Origin of the sequence: Paracoccus tegillarcae (genome assembly GCF_002847305.1) — a bacterium.
In the GTDB taxonomy this organism is placed as follows: Bacteria; Pseudomonadota; Alphaproteobacteria; order Rhodobacterales; family Rhodobacteraceae; genus Paracoccus; species Paracoccus tegillarcae.
The window spans coordinates 2,726,677-2,741,640 of the sequence record NZ_CP025408.1 but is presented as its reverse complement, the minus strand read 5'-3'; the positions used below and the strand labels follow the sequence as shown (position 1 = coordinate 2,741,640).

Here is a 14,964-nt window from a genome sequence, read left to right as displayed (position 1 = left end):
CAGATGCGGCACAGCGATGCTGGTCGAACAAAACGGCTTTGGTCTCGCGCGACCGAACTCCATGTTCTGACCCAAGTCAGCCGCACGGGCCCGCCGATTTGACGGCGTATGCCAACCGCAGAGCGCGTCCCTGTCGAAACACAGCCATCCGCGCGGGCTCGACGCATCGGAAGGTACGAAAAGCGCAGTTATTGCGGCGCCTTTTGCCTGCGCTTCACGATCCCTTCATCAACCCACTGGTCGAATTTTGAAAGAACGGCCTGAACGAATTCTTCGTCATTGATATGGCAGTCCAGATCCGTCATCTCGACCTTGCCCGGCAAGATGCGGCGTATTTCGTCGACGAAGGCTTTCAGCCCTTCGGGATCATGCGCCTCCTGCCCCTCGCGGTCCCACTCCTCCAGACCGCCTGCCGGCAGGAAGAAATGCGTCGGCCCTTGCGCCTGCTCCAGCCGTTCCGCAAGGCTGCGCGCCAATGCCCGGCGTTCCTCGGCTGCGAAAACCGAGCTTTTGATAAGCCGGTTGTGCTGATGGAACGGCCGATCCGCGAGGCTTTCGGGAATATCCTGCCACCCGGCGAGGTCGATGAGATCCATCGCGCCCGGTGCCACCAGTTGCGGAATGCCCATCCGCCCCGCCGAGGTCACCCGGTGATCGCCACTGCTGACCAGCGAACCATGCTGGTCGTTGACGAATTCCTGCAATGAGAAATCCATCACACAACAAAAGGCACCCTCGGCCGCCAATGCCTCAAAGGCCATGCCGCCCATGCCGGTCGTGTGGAAAACCGCGACGTCGAAACCGCGCTCGACCAAGGCCGGTTGCAGGCGCTTCATGTATTTCAGGCAGGACGAGCCCAGCGAGGTCATGCCAATCAGAGAGCGGTCCCATGTGGGGGGCTCGACCGCCCTGGCGGCGCCAAGCACGGCACCGGCGGCTTGGGAAAGGGAGGATTTGCAGATCTGGTTCATCCCGAACAATCCGCCGGCCCAAAGGATCATCTGCACATCCGCGGCAAGGCGGTTTGGCTCTATCAACGGTGAGCAGGCGACGGTGGAGACGATGTATTTCGGCACGCCCATCGGCAGCGCCTTGGCACAATCCAGCGCAAGATCTGTGCCCATCGTGCCGCCAAGCGCAATCATCCCGTCGAACTTGCCCTCCCGGTGGCCACTTGCCACCAGATCGACGGCGCCACGTGTCATTACCTGAAACGCCCGGTGTTCGTCGCCCAGCGCAATCACCTCGTCGATCGACATCCCCCCGGCTGCCGCCACGTCGTGCTTGGACAGGTCGGTCGGGCGCTGCGGCTCGCCCAGCACGCTGACATCCATCGTCAGCACCTCGCCCCCCTGCTGACGGATGCGACCGGCCAGATATTCTAGCTCGACGCTTTTGGTATCGAAAGTCCCGATAACGAGGATCGTTTTCTTGCTCATGCTGTCCTTCTGCTCCCTGGCGCATGGTCCTGCGCCATCCAGGTTTGCACCCGATCGGTGGCGTCCCGGATGAAACGTGCGCTCCGTTCCTCCGCGCCCTCTTCGTTCAGACGAGAAATGATCCAGCCGACATAGGTCGTCGCGCGCAGCGCCATGAAAAGGTCGAGATGAGTCGTATCGAGAGGGCGCACAGCTCTGTATCCCTCGACAAGCGCGGCTTTCAGGTCATCGAAATCCGGTTCGGACAGGGTCTTGCCCAATGTTGTCGCAAGGTCGAACAGCCGGTAGCCAAAGCCCCCATCGTCAAAGTCGATCAGTTGGATCCTGTCGCCGTCGATCAACAGGTTCTCACGCACAAGATCGGCGTGGATCAGCCCGAAATCGAGGTCCGGCTGCAATTCCTTCAGGGCTTGATCGGCGCGCGACCGAAACTGGCACAGCAGATCCCGATCGGCCGGCGAAAGCGATGCATTCTCCCAAAAGCGCCCCCATAACGGTGCCGCCCCCAACAGGCCGGCGCGATCCCATGCCGGGCGCGTGAAATCGGCTGCGGGCGACCAGGCGTCAGAGGCACGGTGCAGACGGGCCATCTCTTGACCGATGCTGCGAAAGAGGCCGGTGCGATTGTCCAGCGCCAGCGGCACCCCCGTCGCGCCCATCTGCCGACCATCCAGCCAGTGCACGAGGTCGATCTGGCAGCCATCGACCGTCACCAGAAAATCGCCGGAGATGGACGGAACTGGCAAGGGCACGGACAGCCCGCCTTGCGAAACCGCCTCTACCCATTGCAACTCGGATCGCAATTCTGCGTCGCTGCGATAGCCGGGGCGGTGCAGGCGCAACGCGTGTCGCCCGCCGGGATGGTCCACCCGGTAGACACGGTTCTCACGAGCGGCGACAAGCGACCAGGCCGAGCCCTCCAGCCCCCATAATGCCAGCGCCCGTTCGACGATTTGTGCCGTGTCGTTCATGCGGCCAGCGGCGTTTCGGCCAGAACCGCGTCCAGCGTGTCGAAAAGCAGGTCCGCGTGCTCTGTGCCAAAGGGCATCGGAGGGCGGATCTTCAGCGTGTTCTTGTGTCGGCCAAGCTTGGAATGGATGATCCCGCGCTGCCGCATCTTGTTGATGACCCGGTCGGTGAATTCACTGGCCGGTGCCTTGCTTTCGCGGTCGAGAACCATCTCGGCCCCGAAAACCATGCCCGAGCCACGCAGATCGCCAATCACATCGTATTTCTGCGCCAATGCCTTTAGACGCTCGTGGGCATAGGCCCCCACTCTGGCCGCGTGCGCCATGAGGTCCCTGTCCTGCAACTCGTCCAGCACCGCCATCGCCGCCGCACAGGATACCGGGTTGCCGCCGAATGTGTTGAAATATCGAAACGCGGTCCGGAACCCGGCCATGATCTCTGGCGTGGTGACGACGGCGCCAACGGGGTGCCCGTTGGCCATCGGTTTGCCCAGAACGACGATATCGGGCACGACCCCCTGTTTCTGATGGGCCCAGAAATGACTGCCGATCCGGCCGAACCCCGATTGCACCTCATCGCAGATCAGCAGCCCGCCCGCCTTGCGCACCACCTCTGCCGCAGGTTTGAGCCAGCCATCGGCCTGCGTCGGGAACCCTTCGTTGAGAAAGAACGGGCAGACGATCAGTGCCGCAAACCCGATGCCCGATGCCTGCAATTCGGCGATCTGTTCGGCGACGGCCTGCGCGAAAAGGGCGCCGTCCGGGTCAGGGTTGCGATAGCTGTCCGGCGCCGGGACGTGGCGGAAATATTGGTCCAGACCGAACCCGACCTCGGGGATGTTGCTGCGGGAAAGCTGGCTGACCAGCGCGGTGTTGCCATGATAGGTGGCGTCCGTGGCGATGATCCCGCGCTTGCCGGTCATGCTTTCGGCCATGCGCAGGGCGATGTCGTTCGCCTCTGATCCGGTACAGGTCATGATCGCGGTGGACAGGCTGCGATCAAAGGTTGCCGTCAGCCTTTCGATATAGTCGAGGATGCCGTCATGCAGATAGCGCGTATGGGTGTTCAGCCTGCGCGCCTGCTGGCAGATCGCCTCGACGACCCGTTCGTTGCAATGCCCCACATGAGGCACGTTGTTATAGCAATCCAGGTATTTGCGCCCATCTGCATCCCACAGCCAGACGCCTTCGCCTTTCACGACATGCACGGGCTCGTCGTAAAAGGTCGCGACATTCGGTCCAAGCAACCGCGCGCGGCGCTCGATCAGGGCGGCAGATGCAGACGGCAGGGTCATGGTCATGTCCTCACAGCTGGATCCAGGCGGTCTTGAGATCGACGTATTTCTCCAGCGCGTGCAGTGACTTGTCATGCCCGTTGCCGGACTGTTTTACCCCGCCCAGCGGCACCGTCATATCGGGCCCGCCATAGGTGTTGACATGCACCACACCGGCCCGGATGCCCGCCACCATGCGATGCGCGCGCGAAAGGTCTGCGGTCCAGACCCCAGCCGCCAGACCGTAGACCGTGGAATTGGCAATGCGCAGCGCCTCGGCCTCGTCCTTGAAGTGGGTCACGGCCAGCACCGGGCCAAAGACCTCTTGTTGCGACAGGGTGTCCTGCGGTTTTACCCCGGTCATCACGGTCGGTTGCATGTAATAGCCCCCGGTCTCGGTCAGGATGCGGTCGCCGCCGGTGGCGCGTTCGGCGCCCTCGCTGGCCGCCTTCTCGACAAAAGACAGGTTTGCCTCCAGTTCAGGCAGTGAATGAACCGCGCCGATCTGGCTGCTCAGATCCAGCGGATCGCCGACCCGGAACGCCTCGGCGTGGCGACATAGCTCGGCTACGAAATCATCATGAATGTCTTCCTGCACCAGCAACCGCGAACCCGCGACACAGACCTGCCCGGAATTGCGAAAGATCCCTGCGGCCGAAACCTTGGCGGCCTGTGCCAGATCCTTGGCGTCGTTGAAGATGATGTTGGGCGATTTGCCACCCAGTTCGAGATAGCACCGCTTGAGGTTGGAGCGCGCCGCGTATTCCATGAGCCGCCGCCCCGTCGCGCCAGAGCCCGTGAATACCAGGATATCTACATCCATCGACAGCGCCAGCGCCTCACCGACGACCGCGCCCTTGCCGGTGACCACATTGAACACGCCGTCAGGCACACCGGCTTCGGCGGCCAGTTCTGCGATCATCAAAAGCGACAGCGACGCCGATTCCGCCGGTTTCAGCACAATGGAATTACCGGCCGCCAGCGCCGGCGCTATCTTCCATGCGCCGATCATCAACGGGAAATTCCAAGGCACGATGGCACCGACGACCCCCACCGGCGCGTGGTGGACAAGGCCCAGAATGTCCGGCGCGGTGGGCGCGATCTGGCCAAAGACCTTGTCGATGGCCTCGGCATAATAGCGAAAGGTGGCCGCTGCCGAAAGCGCCTCGGCCTTGTAGGCCATGTTGATCTCTGTGCCGTTGTCGCGCACGCCCAGCACCGTCAGCGCCAGCGCCCGCCGCTCGATCAGATCGGCCAGTTTCAGCAGCACCTTCTTGCGGGCAGCCGGGGCCAGACGCGACCAGCGTCCGTCCTCAAACGCAGCACGCGCCACAGCCACCGCCCGGTCCATAACCGCCGGCGTGCCGTCGGCGATTGTGGTCAGCACCTGCCCGTCTATCGGTGACACCACGTCCAGCGCCCGGCTGTCGCCCGCATCCACGGACCGGCCATCGATAAAATGCCCACGGGCAGAGAGCGTCTCGACGCGCAGCGCGTCGATGGCAGATTGTTCAAGCATTTCGTTTATCCATGTTGGGTGTTTTCTTCCGGCCCGACCTTACCCTTACCCACTTTCAGGCGGTGTTCGCGGATCGCGGCGCGGATGTGGATGGCAAAGACCAGCAGGATCATCACAAAGAGAAACGCCGCGATGGGCCGATCAATGAAATCTAGCGGCGTGTTGACGCGCGCCATGGCCGAGCGCAGCTTTACCTCCATGATCCCGCCCAGAACCATGCCAAGGATGATCGGCACGATCGGCAGATTCAGCCGTTTCAGGATCATCCCGAAGACGCCAAAACCTGCGGCAACAGCACAATCCGAAATCGCGTTCCGCATGGAATAGACGCCGACAAACGCGAGCGTCAGGATCATGATGCCGAGGAAACGAGTGGGAATGGTGATGATCCTCAGCAGCCAGTTGGTCGAAACCATCAGGAAGGCGACAACGATGATGTTGAGCAGGATCAGTGCGATATAGAGTGCGATGACAAAGTCGAGCTGGTTCTGGAACAGTGCCGGACCCGGCGTCACGTTGTGAATATATAGCACCGACAGCATCATCGCCGTCAGCGCCTCGCCCGGTATCCCCAGCGCCAGCAACGGGATCATCGCAGCGCCGGGCACCGCATTGTTGGACGCCTCGGACGCGATCAGCCCTTCGGGCGAGCCATCGCCAAACTTGTCCGGATCCTTCGAGGTTTTCTGGGCGTAGGTATAGGACAGGAACTGCGCCGTGAACTCTCCGGTGCCGGGGATCATGCCCATGATGACGCCGAGGCTGGACGACACCGTGGCGACCCGCTTGTAGCCAATCAGTTCCTTCATGCCCGAGAACAGGTTGCCCTCCATCTTGGCCTCGCCCGGCGCATGGTCCTTGTCGGTCAGCAGCAGCAGTGACTGTGAAACGGCGAACAGGCCCAGCACCACGACAATCAGATCGATCCCGCCCGACAGGAAGGCCACGTCGAACGTATAGCGCGCTGTATATTTGACCGGCTCCAGCCCGACGGTCTGGAGAAAAATACCGAAAAAGGCGAGCATGGCGGCGGCAAAGACCTGCCCGCGATGCGCGAGCACGACCAGCACAATGCCGAGAAAAGCGGCCAGAAATATCTCTCGGCTGCCGAAATGCGGCGCGATGGCGGCGAGGGCTGGCGACAGAACAATCAGGCAGAGGATCGAAAAGATGCCGCCGAAGAAAGAGGCCGAATAGGCCAGCGACAGCGCGCGACGCCCTTCGCCGCGCTTGGTCATCGGATAGCCGTCATAGGTGGTCAGCGCGTTCACCGCCGTTCCGGGCGTGTTGATCAGCACCGCGGGCAGCGCCCCGCCATACATCGATGACCCATAGACGCCCAGCATCATCGTCAGCCCCACAATGGGCTCAAAGGCAAAGGTCGCGGGCAGCAGAATGGCGATGGCAACAGGCGCCCCGACACCGGGAAGCGCGCCGATGATGACACCCCCGACAGAGCCGATCAGCAGGGCGACAAGAACCTGCCATTGGGCGAGGATCTGAATTGAGGATAGCAGCGTGTCCATCAGCGCCTCACAGGTAGATCAGCGCGATGCCGCGCAGAGGTTCGGGCAGGTAATCGTAAATGGCGCCTGCCGGGATCTTCACCTGCAGAAAGCCACGAAAGAAGATTGCGGTGACACAGGCAAATACAGCCGCATAGAGCAGCATGTTCGCGGTCCGAAACCCGGTTCGCACAGCCAGAAACAGGCAGAAGAACAGCGTCGACGGCAGGTAGCCCAATTGCGGAACAATCGCGACGTAAATCAGGAAATAGACAACAAATTCCAGAGATTGCAGCCAAAAGCCAACCTCTTTCCAGCGCCCCGGGATCTTTGGCGAAATCCAGGTGCTGACCAGATGCAGGAAGCCGAAGAACACCATCCCCAGCACACCGATCGATGACCACAGCATCGGTTGCGCATACCAGTTGGTGCGTTTCTCAACCCATTCCGTCTCGTGCGGCAGTTGGGTCAGCAGAAACAATGACAGCATGAAAAAGGCGAAGGCAAAGACCTTGTCGCCGGGCCGCCGATAGCGTTTGAACAACTCTTGAAGGGTCTGGACGCGAGACACGCGGAGGCACTCCCCTGAAATTTGGCGGGGCGGCTGCATCGCCACCCCGTTGGTGATCCGGGCTTAATTTCCGAGAATTTCTGCGACCCGTTCGATCACTGCCGTGTCAGCCTCGATCTGGGCGGCTGATTCTTCCGCGTTCTGCCAGTAGATCAGAACACCGGTCTGTTCGATCAGCTTCTGGGCCGCCTCTTTTTCCAGCGCCGATTTGGCCGCCGCCTCGATCTTTTCGCGCGCCTCTGCCGGCACATCCTTGTGCACGAAAAGACCGTTCCAGAGCGACAGCGTCAGATCAGGCACGAGTTCCTGGACGGTTGGGACATCGGGCGTGATGCCGATCCGTTCCGAACCGATGGAGGCGAGGATCTTGACGCTGTCCTTGCACGGAAAGATCTGTTGCAGCGTCGTGTTGATCACGTCGACATCGCCCGAATCCAGCGTATTGCAGTCCAGCGCGTCGAAAGCGGCCTCGCTGGAAAAGTCAAAGCCCGACTCGATCGCTGCGGCGAAGGTGATCTGGGTGGGGGGCAGAAAGCTGCCGAAATGCCCGACGGCCACGTCGTTTTCCTTGCCGTAGGCGGCCAGTTCTTCCCAGGTGCTGTAGGGCGCGTCTGCGCCCACGGCGATGACGAACGGGTAGGTCATGAAAATCCCGATGGGTTCGAAAGGGTTCGGGTCCAGTTGCGGAATCCCGACCTCTGCGGCGCTGATGGGCACATCGGTCACGAAAGATCCGATGGTGTAACCATCTGGATCAGCGGTCGCGACGTCCACGGCACCGGGGAAAGGACCGCCGCCGCCGCCAGGCTTGTTCACGACGGCTGCCGGAACGCCGTACATCTCTTGGAACTCGTCGGCAATCAGGCGCGTCAGAATATCCTCAAGATCGCCCGGCGGCCACGGAACGATGAAGCTCACCGGCTTGTCGGGGTATTCCGCAACCGCGGCCGTTGCGGCGAGGGCCGAGGCTGCGGCGAGAACCAATACGCGTTTCTTCATTTCCTACTCCCTTTGGCGGATCAGACGCCATGCTCTTAGGGTTCATTATGTGAACCTATTGTCGCAAAAATACATTGAACAACTGAGGCACATCTGTCAAACAATTTATCAAGGCAACTATTAACCCGGCGATCCGGCGCATGATTTTTGCGACGAACACTCGCCCAAGCAGGCAAGGTCTGAACGTGGGTACAATCACCAAATCACTGAACTTGCTGAATTTCTTTTCGACAGAGAGGCCAGAGATCGGCTTGACCGAGTTTCGCAAGCTCAGCGGACAGGACAAGGCGACCGTGCATCGCCATCTGACCGAACTGACCGAATCAGGCTTTCTAGAAAAGAATACGGCGTCTCGTGCGTATCGCCTTGGCCCGGCGATTCTGAGGCTGGCGGCCGTTCGCGAGATGCTGTTTCCAACCCGTGCGGCGGTCAAGCCACTGGTGGATCGCATATCCGAAACACTGGGCGAACTGGTGCATGTTGCCCTGTTTGACGGCGCGGCGATGTCGCCGCTCTATCATCATGACGCAACAATTCATGGCACGCGGGTGCATCTCAAACCCTCAGAGATCCTGCCCATGCACGCGACATCCTCTGGCCTGTGTCAGCTTGCGTTCGGGGCACCGGATCTGCTGGACCGTGTCCTGTCCCAACCGTTGGAGCAATGGACCGATCGCACGATCACCGACCCGGGCGGCCTGCGCCAAGAGGTCGCGCGGACCCGCGCATCGGGCATCGCCCATGTCGATCAGGGGTTCGAGACAGATGTTCGTTCCTTTGCCGCCCCGATCTTCGACATCGGCGAATTGTCCATCGGCTCACTGGCGGTGGCCATCCCGGTCTCGCGCCATACCGATGAACTGGAAGCGCGGATCAGGGACGCGCTCAAATCCGGATCCATTGACGTCACCGAAGAGCTTGGCGGCGTCTTTCCCCAATCGATCAAGAGAGTTTGGCAGCATGACTGACCCACAAGGCGCGCTTGTCCTGGATTTCGGCGGCGTCATCAGCCGCACGATGTTCGAAACCCATGAGCATTCTGAACGCGCGCTCGGACTGGCACCGGGCAGCCTGACATGGCGCGGCCCCTTTGACCCGGCGGGTGACCCGCTCTGGCGCGCGATGCAGGCCGACGAGATCAGCGAGCGTGACTATTGGCTGACCCGCACGCAAGAGGTGGGCGCCCTGGTCGGTGCGGAATGGACCTTGATGCAGGAATTCGTGATCGCCGCACGCGGTGCGGAGGCCAGCGAAATCCTGCGCCCCGAGGCGCTGGCCGCGATGAAGACCGTCAAGGCGTCGGGGCTGAAACTCGCCGTTCTCTCGAATGAGCTTGATCTCTTTTACGGCGCGGATTTCAGGCATGGCCTGCCCTTTTGGGACGATCTCGATGTGGTGGTCGATGCGACCTACACCCGGATCCTGAAACCCGATCCACGCGCCTATGAAGATTGCATCATTCAGCTTGGGCTTGCGCCTGCCGATTGCGTCTTTGTGGATGATCAGGCGCGCAACATTGCCGGCGCCGAACGTGTCGGCATGCAAACCGTTCATTTCGATGTCACCAACCCCGGCGCGTCCTATGCCCGCGCCCTCGACTTGCTTGGCGTGTCCGCAATCGCCTGAGGAGGAAAGCATGAAAGATTCGAATTTTCTCAAGGAAAACAATGGCCGGAACTTCTGGCAGCCGATGACCCATCCGGTCGATGCGCATATGAACCCGCCGACAATCGTGACCGGTGGCGAGGGTGTCAGCATCATCGACGTAGATGGTCACAAGGTGGTCGATGCGGTGGGCGGATTGTGGAATGTCAATCTTGGCTATTCCTGCGAACCGGCCAAACGAGCGATTGCCGAGCAACTGTCCGCCTTGCCCTATTATTCCTGCTTTCGCGGGACGACGAATGACAAGGCCATCGAGCTCAGCTACGAATTGGCCGATTTCTTCGCACCGGACGGATTGACCCGCGCCTTCTTTACATCAGGCGGTTCGGATTCGGTCGAGACCGCGCTGAAACTGGCACGGCAATATCATCGCGTGCGCGGCGAAAATGGCCGCACCAAGTTCATCAGCCTCAAGAAAGGCTATCACGGCACACATTTCGGCGGCGCCTCTGTCAACGGCAATTCCAAGTTCCGCGCCGCCTACGAGCCGCTGCTTGCCGGATGCCACCACATCCCCGCACCGAACGCGTACCGCAACCCGTTCGACGAATCCGACCCGGAAAAGCTTGCCGCGCTCTGCATTGCGGCGCTTGAGGACGAGATCGCATTTCAGGGCGCAGACACCATTGCCGCCTTCATCATGGAGCCGGTGCTGGGCGCGGGCGGCGTCTACCCGCCGCATAAGTCCTTTATGCCAGCGGTGCGCGAGACCTGCGACCGGCATGGCATCCTGCTGATTTCGGATGAGGTCATCACCGCCTTTGGCCGCACCGGCAGCGAAAGCGGCGCGCGTCATTGGGGCGTGCAGCCCGACTTCATGTGCACAGCCAAGGCGATCACCAACGGCTATTTCCCCTTTGGCGCGACGATGATTTCGGAAAAGGTGGCCGATGTATTCGAAAACGACACGGCCGGCATTGCCTCGGTCGACACCGGCTACACCTATTCCGGCCACCCGGTCGGGGCGGCGGCGGCGCTGGCGGTTCTGGCAGAGATCCGTCGTCTGCGGATCTGGGAAAATGCGGGCACGCGCGGGCAGGAACTGATTGCGGGCCTGCAGGATCTTGGCCGACGCTTTGATGTGGTCGGCGACGTGCGCGGCGAAGGGCTGATGTGCGCCATCGAACTGGTCTCGGACCGGGCAACCAAGAAACCCGCAGGCAAGGAGGTTGGCATGGCCGTCCAGAAGGCCGCCTACGAATCCGGTGCCATGCTGCGCGTGTCGGGCAACATGATCATCTTTTCGCCGCCGCTGATCGTCGAAAGCGCTGACATCGCCACGATCCTGTCGGCAACCGAGGCCGGACTGGCGGCGATCTGACGATCCCGCATTGCAAATCAGATCGGGGGCCAGCCGTCCCCGATCCTCAGAGCCGCTCTTCCAGCTCTTCCAGACAATCAAGTAGCAGATCGTACCTCGCCGGGCCGAGCGCCTGCCGGAACCTGTCCGATATGGCAATCGCCTGCGGAAGATTCTCTTTGATGATGGCCTGGCCCTTGGGCGTAATGCCGATGGTCTGACGCCGGCGATCTGTCTCACTGGCGGTCCGCGTCACATACCCCTTTTCCAGCATCGACTGAAGGATCCGCGTCTGGCTGGGCAGCAACAGGCTTGCCCGTTCCGCGAGTTTGCTGGCCTCCTGATCGCCGTGCTCTGACAGCACGCGCAGGATGCGCCACTGCTGTTCGGTGATCCCCGAATGGGCAAGCATCTCGCGGATCGGCGCCATGACCTTTTCGCGAGCGCGCATCAGGGCAATGGGCAGAGACCGCGCCGTCGTCGGCAGTTCCGTCGAAGGCTTCATCTTTTCTTGCTCGTCCATGGCCCGCTTTTCTCCTGACCTCATATAGGCCATGAATTTAGTTGACATCGCAAGCAATATAAACTTAAGATCGCAACTATTAGCTTGGCAAGGAAATCTGATGCCCCATCTGATCGTCGATTATTCGGCCAATCTCGAGCAAGAGATCGACATGTCTGCATTTTGCGATCACCTTCGCCGGGCGGCGGTCAAGATCGATGCCTTTCCCGACGCCGGCATACGGGTTCGGGCAATCCCGGCCCCTCATTGGAGCATCGCCGACGGCAACCCGCATCACGGCTATGTCGATATCTCGATCCGTTTGCGGGCCGGTCGCCCCGACGATGTAAAGACCGCCGCCACGCAGGCGATCTTTGCCGCGGCCCACGACTTTCTCGCGCCGCTCATGGCGTCGCGTCCGCTCGCGCTGTCGCTGGAGATGCGCGACATCGACCCTGCCCTGTCGCCCAAGGCCGGCACCATCCGTGACCATCTGAAGGATTAGTTCTCCATGTCTCAGCCCGCCGAAAATATCGAAAAGCTCGACGGCTATCTGGCCCGGTTTCGCACAAGCGGCATCCTGAACCGCATTGCCGGGCAGGACCGCCCCGGTTCCGGCGGCGTGTTCCAGAACACCACGCCCGTCGACAAGAGCGTGATCTGCGACGTGGCACACGGCACGGCCACGGATATCGACGCCGCCGCCAGGGCTGCCGCCGATGCCTTTCCGGCCTGGCGTGACATGCCCGCGCTAGAGCGCAAGAAGATCCTGATCAATGTGGCAGAGGCGATCGAGGCACGCGCCGAAGAGATCGCACTGTGCGAATGCTGGGACACCGGCCAGACCCTGCGCTTCATGTCCAAGGCCGCGCTGCGCGGCGCCGAGAATTTCCGCTATTTCGCCGATCAGGTGGTGCAGGCTCGTGACGGACAGCATCTCAAATCACCGACGCTGATGAATGTGACCACGCGCAAGCCGATCGGCCCGGTCGGCGTCATCACGCCGTGGAACACGCCCTTCATGTTGTCCACCTGGAAAATCGCCCCGGCGCTGGCCGCGGGCTGCACCGTAGTTCACAAACCCGCAGAGGCATCACCGCTGACCGCCCGGCTGCTGGTCGAGATCGCAGAAGAGGCCGGTCTGCCGCCCGGTGTGCTGAATACGGTAAACGGTTTCGGCGAAGGCGCGGGCAAGGCCCTGACCGAACATCCCGCGATCAAGGCCATCGCCTTTGTCGGGGAAAGCCGCACCGGCTCTATCATCACCAAACAGGGCGCTGACACGCTCAAGCGGATGCATCTCGAGTTGGGCGGCAAGAATCCTGTGATCGTTTTCGAGGATGCCGATCTGGAGCGCGCGCTCGACGCGGTGATCTTCATGATCTACTCGATCAACGGCGAGCGCTGCACCTCGTCATCGCGGCTGTTGGTGCAGGACAACATCCGCGAAGAGTTCGAGGCCAAACTGATCGAACGTGTGAACAACATCAAGGTCGGCCATCCGCTGGACCCGGCGACCGAAATCGGCCCGATAGTGTCCGAGGAACATTACAACAAGGTCACCTCGTATTTCGACATCGCCAAGGAAGACGGCGCGACCGTCGCTGCGGGCGGTGTCACAATCGGCGACGAGGGCTATTTCGTCCGCCCGACGCTGTTTACCAACGCCAACAACCAGATGCGGATCGCGCAAGAGGAGATCTTTGGCCCGGTTCTGACCTCCATCCCCTTCTCGACCGAGGAAGAGGCGCTGGCCATCGCCAATGACACGCAATACGGGCTGACCGGATATGTCTGGACCAACGATCTGACCCGCGCCTTGCGCTTTACCGAAGAACTTGAGGCAGGGATGATCTGGGTGAATTCGGAAAACGTCCGCCATCTGCCCACGCCCTTTGGCGGTGTGAAGGCCAGCGGCATCGGTCGCGACGGCGGCGACTGGTCGTTCGAATTCTACATGGAGCAAAAGCATATCGGCTTTGCCCTGGGTCAGCACAAGATCATGCGGCTCGGCGCCTGAGACAGGCAGGGGAAGGACACAGAATGACATCCACACTTCTCGCCACTGACCGCATGCGCGCGCCCGCGACGCTGTTGCTGCAACGGGCCGGCCCCGCCACCGGCGGTCGCAGCGCGCATATGCTCGACGAGGCCGCAATGGTCGAAACCGACCGCGACATGATCTGAAAACCCGATCCGAGGACACTCACATGCCCATTCCCGCCCCGAACCTCTACCCGACTTTCAATACAATCCGGCTGAGCCATGTCTGCCTGAACGTCGCAGACCTCGCCGCGTCGCGGAAATTCTATACCGAAATTCTTGGATTGCAGGTGACCGATGAAAGCGACAGCCACATCTATCTGCGCGCGATGGAAGAGCGCGGGCATCACTGCGTGATCCTGCAAAAGTCCGACATTCCCGGAACCGTCGAGGTCATGGGCTTCAAGACCTATGACGAAGCTGACCTCGACAAGGCCCAAACATACTTTGCCGACAAGGGGCGCCCGACGGAATGGGTCGAACGCCCCTATCAGGGCCGCACGCTTCTGACCTCGGACAATATGGGCATCCCGCTGGAATTCTATCACAAGATGGATCGCCTCGAGCCGATCCACCAGAAATATGCGCTTTACCGGGGCGTAAAGCCGCTGCGGATCGACCATTTCAACTGCTTTTCAACCAGCGTGGACGAGAGCGTGGCCTTTTACAGCGACTTCGGCTTCCGCGTGACAGAATACACCGAGGACGAAGAAAGCGGCAAGCTTTGGGCCGCCTGGATGCATCGCAAGGGCGGTGTCCATGACATGGCCTTCACCAATGGCACCGGCCCACGCATGCACCACGTCGCCTTTTGGGTGCCGACACCGCTGAACATCATCGATCTGCTCGATCTGATGGCCACCTCTGGTTATGTCGACAATATCGAGCGCGGCCCGGGACGGCACGGCATCTCGAACGCCTTTTTCCTCTATGTGCTGGACCCTGACGGTCATCGGATCGAGATCTACTGCTCGGACTATCAGACCGTCGATCCGGATCTGGAGGCGATAAAGTGGGACCTCAAGGACCCGCAGCGCCAGACCCTTTGGGGCGCACCTGCGCCTCGCAGCTGGTTCGAGCACGGCACGCCGTTTGCAGGCACCGATGTGAAGGACTCGGAACTGGCCGCAAGCCCGATCATTGCGCCCTGAGGTGAAGATGTTTTCGCTGTGTGACCCC

15 protein-coding genes are annotated in these 14,964 nt (G+C 61.2%); 7 read left to right on the top strand and 8 right to left on the bottom strand.

Features of this window, described 5'->3' with window-relative positions:
- Positions 1–188: 188 nt before the first annotated feature.
- The 7 genes from CUV01_RS13365 to CUV01_RS13335 all read right to left on the bottom strand — a co-directional run bounded on the left by CUV01_RS13365 (position 189) and on the right by CUV01_RS13335 (position 8,275).
- Positions 189–1,439 carry a Tm-1-like ATP-binding domain-containing protein gene (locus CUV01_RS13365; RefSeq protein ID WP_101460906.1) on the bottom strand — a complete coding sequence of 417 codons (1,251 nt, stop codon included), beginning with the start codon at positions 1,437–1,439 and terminating at the stop codon, positions 189–191.
- The gene (locus CUV01_RS13360) at positions 1,436–2,410 is read right to left on the bottom strand and encodes a phosphotransferase enzyme family protein (RefSeq protein WP_198731822.1); all 975 of its coding nucleotides are present in this window, start codon (positions 2,408–2,410) and stop codon (positions 1,436–1,438) included. Before CUV01_RS13360 ends, CUV01_RS13365 begins: the two co-directional genes overlap by 4 nt.
- Complete coding sequence (locus CUV01_RS13355) at positions 2,407–3,702, bottom strand: aspartate aminotransferase family protein (protein ID WP_101462089.1); 1,296 nt, start codon at positions 3,700–3,702, stop codon at positions 2,407–2,409. The genes CUV01_RS13360 and CUV01_RS13355 overlap by 4 nt, the downstream gene beginning before the upstream one ends.
- Before the next feature lie 10 nt (positions 3,703–3,712).
- Positions 3,713–5,200: an aldehyde dehydrogenase gene (locus CUV01_RS13350; protein ID WP_101460905.1), complete on the bottom strand. Its 1,488-nt coding sequence runs from the start codon at positions 5,198–5,200 to the stop codon at positions 3,713–3,715.
- Between the two features lie 5 nt (positions 5,201–5,205).
- Positions 5,206–6,726, bottom strand: a complete 1,521-nt coding sequence (locus tag CUV01_RS13345) for a tripartite tricarboxylate transporter permease (protein ID WP_101460904.1) — start codon at positions 6,724–6,726, stop codon at positions 5,206–5,208.
- Between the two features lie 7 nt (positions 6,727–6,733).
- Complete coding sequence (locus tag CUV01_RS13340) at positions 6,734–7,276, bottom strand: tripartite tricarboxylate transporter TctB family protein (RefSeq protein ID WP_232962238.1); 543 nt, start codon at positions 7,274–7,276, stop codon at positions 6,734–6,736.
- Positions 7,277–7,339: 63 nt separating this feature from the next.
- Complete coding sequence (locus tag CUV01_RS13335; protein WP_101460902.1) at positions 7,340–8,275, bottom strand: tripartite tricarboxylate transporter substrate binding protein; 936 nt, start codon at positions 8,273–8,275, stop codon at positions 7,340–7,342.
- Between the two features lie 185 nt (positions 8,276–8,460).
- Here CUV01_RS13335 and CUV01_RS13330 point away from each other — a divergent pair, with 185 nt between their 5' ends.
- Genes CUV01_RS13330 through CUV01_RS13320 form a run of 3 tightly spaced genes read left to right on the top strand, consistent with a single transcriptional unit; the run spans position 8,461 to position 11,261 of the window.
- Complete coding sequence (locus CUV01_RS13330) at positions 8,461–9,243, top strand: IclR family transcriptional regulator (protein WP_101462088.1); 783 nt, start codon at positions 8,461–8,463, stop codon at positions 9,241–9,243.
- Entirely contained in the window at positions 9,236–9,901 is a 666-nt protein-coding gene (locus CUV01_RS13325; protein WP_101460901.1) for an HAD-IA family hydrolase, read from the top strand. Before CUV01_RS13330 ends, CUV01_RS13325 begins: the two co-directional genes overlap by 8 nt.
- Before the next feature lie 10 nt (positions 9,902–9,911).
- Positions 9,912–11,261 (top strand): aminotransferase class III-fold pyridoxal phosphate-dependent enzyme, encoded by a 1,350-nt coding sequence (locus CUV01_RS13320; RefSeq protein ID WP_101460900.1) that lies wholly within the window; start codon positions 9,912–9,914, stop codon positions 11,259–11,261.
- 46 nt (positions 11,262–11,307) lie between these two features.
- Here CUV01_RS13320 and hpaR read toward each other — a convergent pair whose 3' ends face one another.
- Positions 11,308–11,763 carry a homoprotocatechuate degradation operon regulator HpaR gene (hpaR, locus tag CUV01_RS13315; protein ID WP_232962235.1) on the bottom strand — a complete coding sequence of 152 codons (456 nt, stop codon included), beginning with the start codon at positions 11,761–11,763 and terminating at the stop codon, positions 11,308–11,310.
- A 100-nt stretch (positions 11,764–11,863) separates the two neighbouring features.
- On the opposite strand from hpaR, the gene CUV01_RS13310 reads away from it, so the two are divergent.
- From CUV01_RS13310 to hpaD, 4 genes are read left to right on the top strand one after another with little or no spacing between them, the layout of a single operon-like run.
- Positions 11,864–12,247, top strand: coding sequence for a 5-carboxymethyl-2-hydroxymuconate Delta-isomerase (locus CUV01_RS13310; RefSeq protein ID WP_101460899.1), 384 nt, complete (start codon positions 11,864–11,866; stop codon positions 12,245–12,247).
- Positions 12,248–12,253: 6 nt separating this feature from the next.
- The gene (gene hpaE, locus CUV01_RS13305; RefSeq protein ID WP_101460898.1) at positions 12,254–13,762 is read left to right on the top strand and encodes a 5-carboxymethyl-2-hydroxymuconate semialdehyde dehydrogenase; all 1,509 of its coding nucleotides are present in this window, start codon (positions 12,254–12,256) and stop codon (positions 13,760–13,762) included.
- A 23-nt stretch (positions 13,763–13,785) separates the two neighbouring features.
- The gene (locus CUV01_RS19690; RefSeq protein WP_157994864.1) at positions 13,786–13,929 is read left to right on the top strand and encodes a hypothetical protein; all 144 of its coding nucleotides are present in this window, start codon (positions 13,786–13,788) and stop codon (positions 13,927–13,929) included.
- A 23-nt stretch (positions 13,930–13,952) separates the two neighbouring features.
- On the top strand, positions 13,953–14,936 hold the full coding sequence (gene hpaD, locus CUV01_RS13300; protein WP_101460897.1) for a 3,4-dihydroxyphenylacetate 2,3-dioxygenase: 984 nt from the start codon (positions 13,953–13,955) through the stop codon (positions 14,934–14,936).
- The last annotated feature ends 28 nt before the right edge of the window (positions 14,937–14,964 follow it).

Bases quoted from the DNA above. Each gene is read 5' to 3' on its own strand.
- CUV01_RS13335 (WP_101460902.1), bottom strand. From the start codon at position 8,275: ATGAAGAAACGCGTATTGGTTCTCGCCGCAGCCTCGGCCCTCGCCGCA.
- CUV01_RS13320 (WP_101460900.1), top strand. From the start codon at position 9,912: ATGAAAGATTCGAATTTTCTCAAGGAAAACAATGGCCGGAACTTCTGG.
- CUV01_RS13360 (WP_198731822.1), bottom strand. From the start codon at position 2,410: ATGAACGACACGGCACAAATCGTCGAACGGGCGCTGGCATTATGGGGG.
- CUV01_RS13345 (WP_101460904.1), bottom strand. From the start codon at position 6,726: ATGGACACGCTGCTATCCTCAATTCAGATCCTCGCCCAATGGCAGGTT.
- CUV01_RS19690 (WP_157994864.1), top strand. From the start codon at position 13,786: ATGACATCCACACTTCTCGCCACTGACCGCATGCGCGCGCCCGCGACG.
- hpaE (WP_101460898.1), top strand. From the start codon at position 12,254: ATGTCTCAGCCCGCCGAAAATATCGAAAAGCTCGACGGCTATCTGGCC.
- CUV01_RS13310 (WP_101460899.1), top strand. From the start codon at position 11,864: ATGCCCCATCTGATCGTCGATTATTCGGCCAATCTCGAGCAAGAGATC.
- CUV01_RS13325 (WP_101460901.1), top strand. From the start codon at position 9,236: ATGACTGACCCACAAGGCGCGCTTGTCCTGGATTTCGGCGGCGTCATC.
- CUV01_RS13350 (WP_101460905.1), bottom strand. From the start codon at position 5,200: ATGCTTGAACAATCTGCCATCGACGCGCTGCGCGTCGAGACGCTCTCT.
- hpaD (WP_101460897.1), top strand. From the start codon at position 13,953: ATGCCCATTCCCGCCCCGAACCTCTACCCGACTTTCAATACAATCCGG.
- CUV01_RS13355 (WP_101462089.1), bottom strand. From the start codon at position 3,702: ATGACCCTGCCGTCTGCATCTGCCGCCCTGATCGAGCGCCGCGCGCGG.
- hpaR (WP_232962235.1), bottom strand. From the start codon at position 11,763: ATGGACGAGCAAGAAAAGATGAAGCCTTCGACGGAACTGCCGACGACG.
- CUV01_RS13365 (WP_101460906.1), bottom strand. From the start codon at position 1,439: ATGAGCAAGAAAACGATCCTCGTTATCGGGACTTTCGATACCAAAAGC.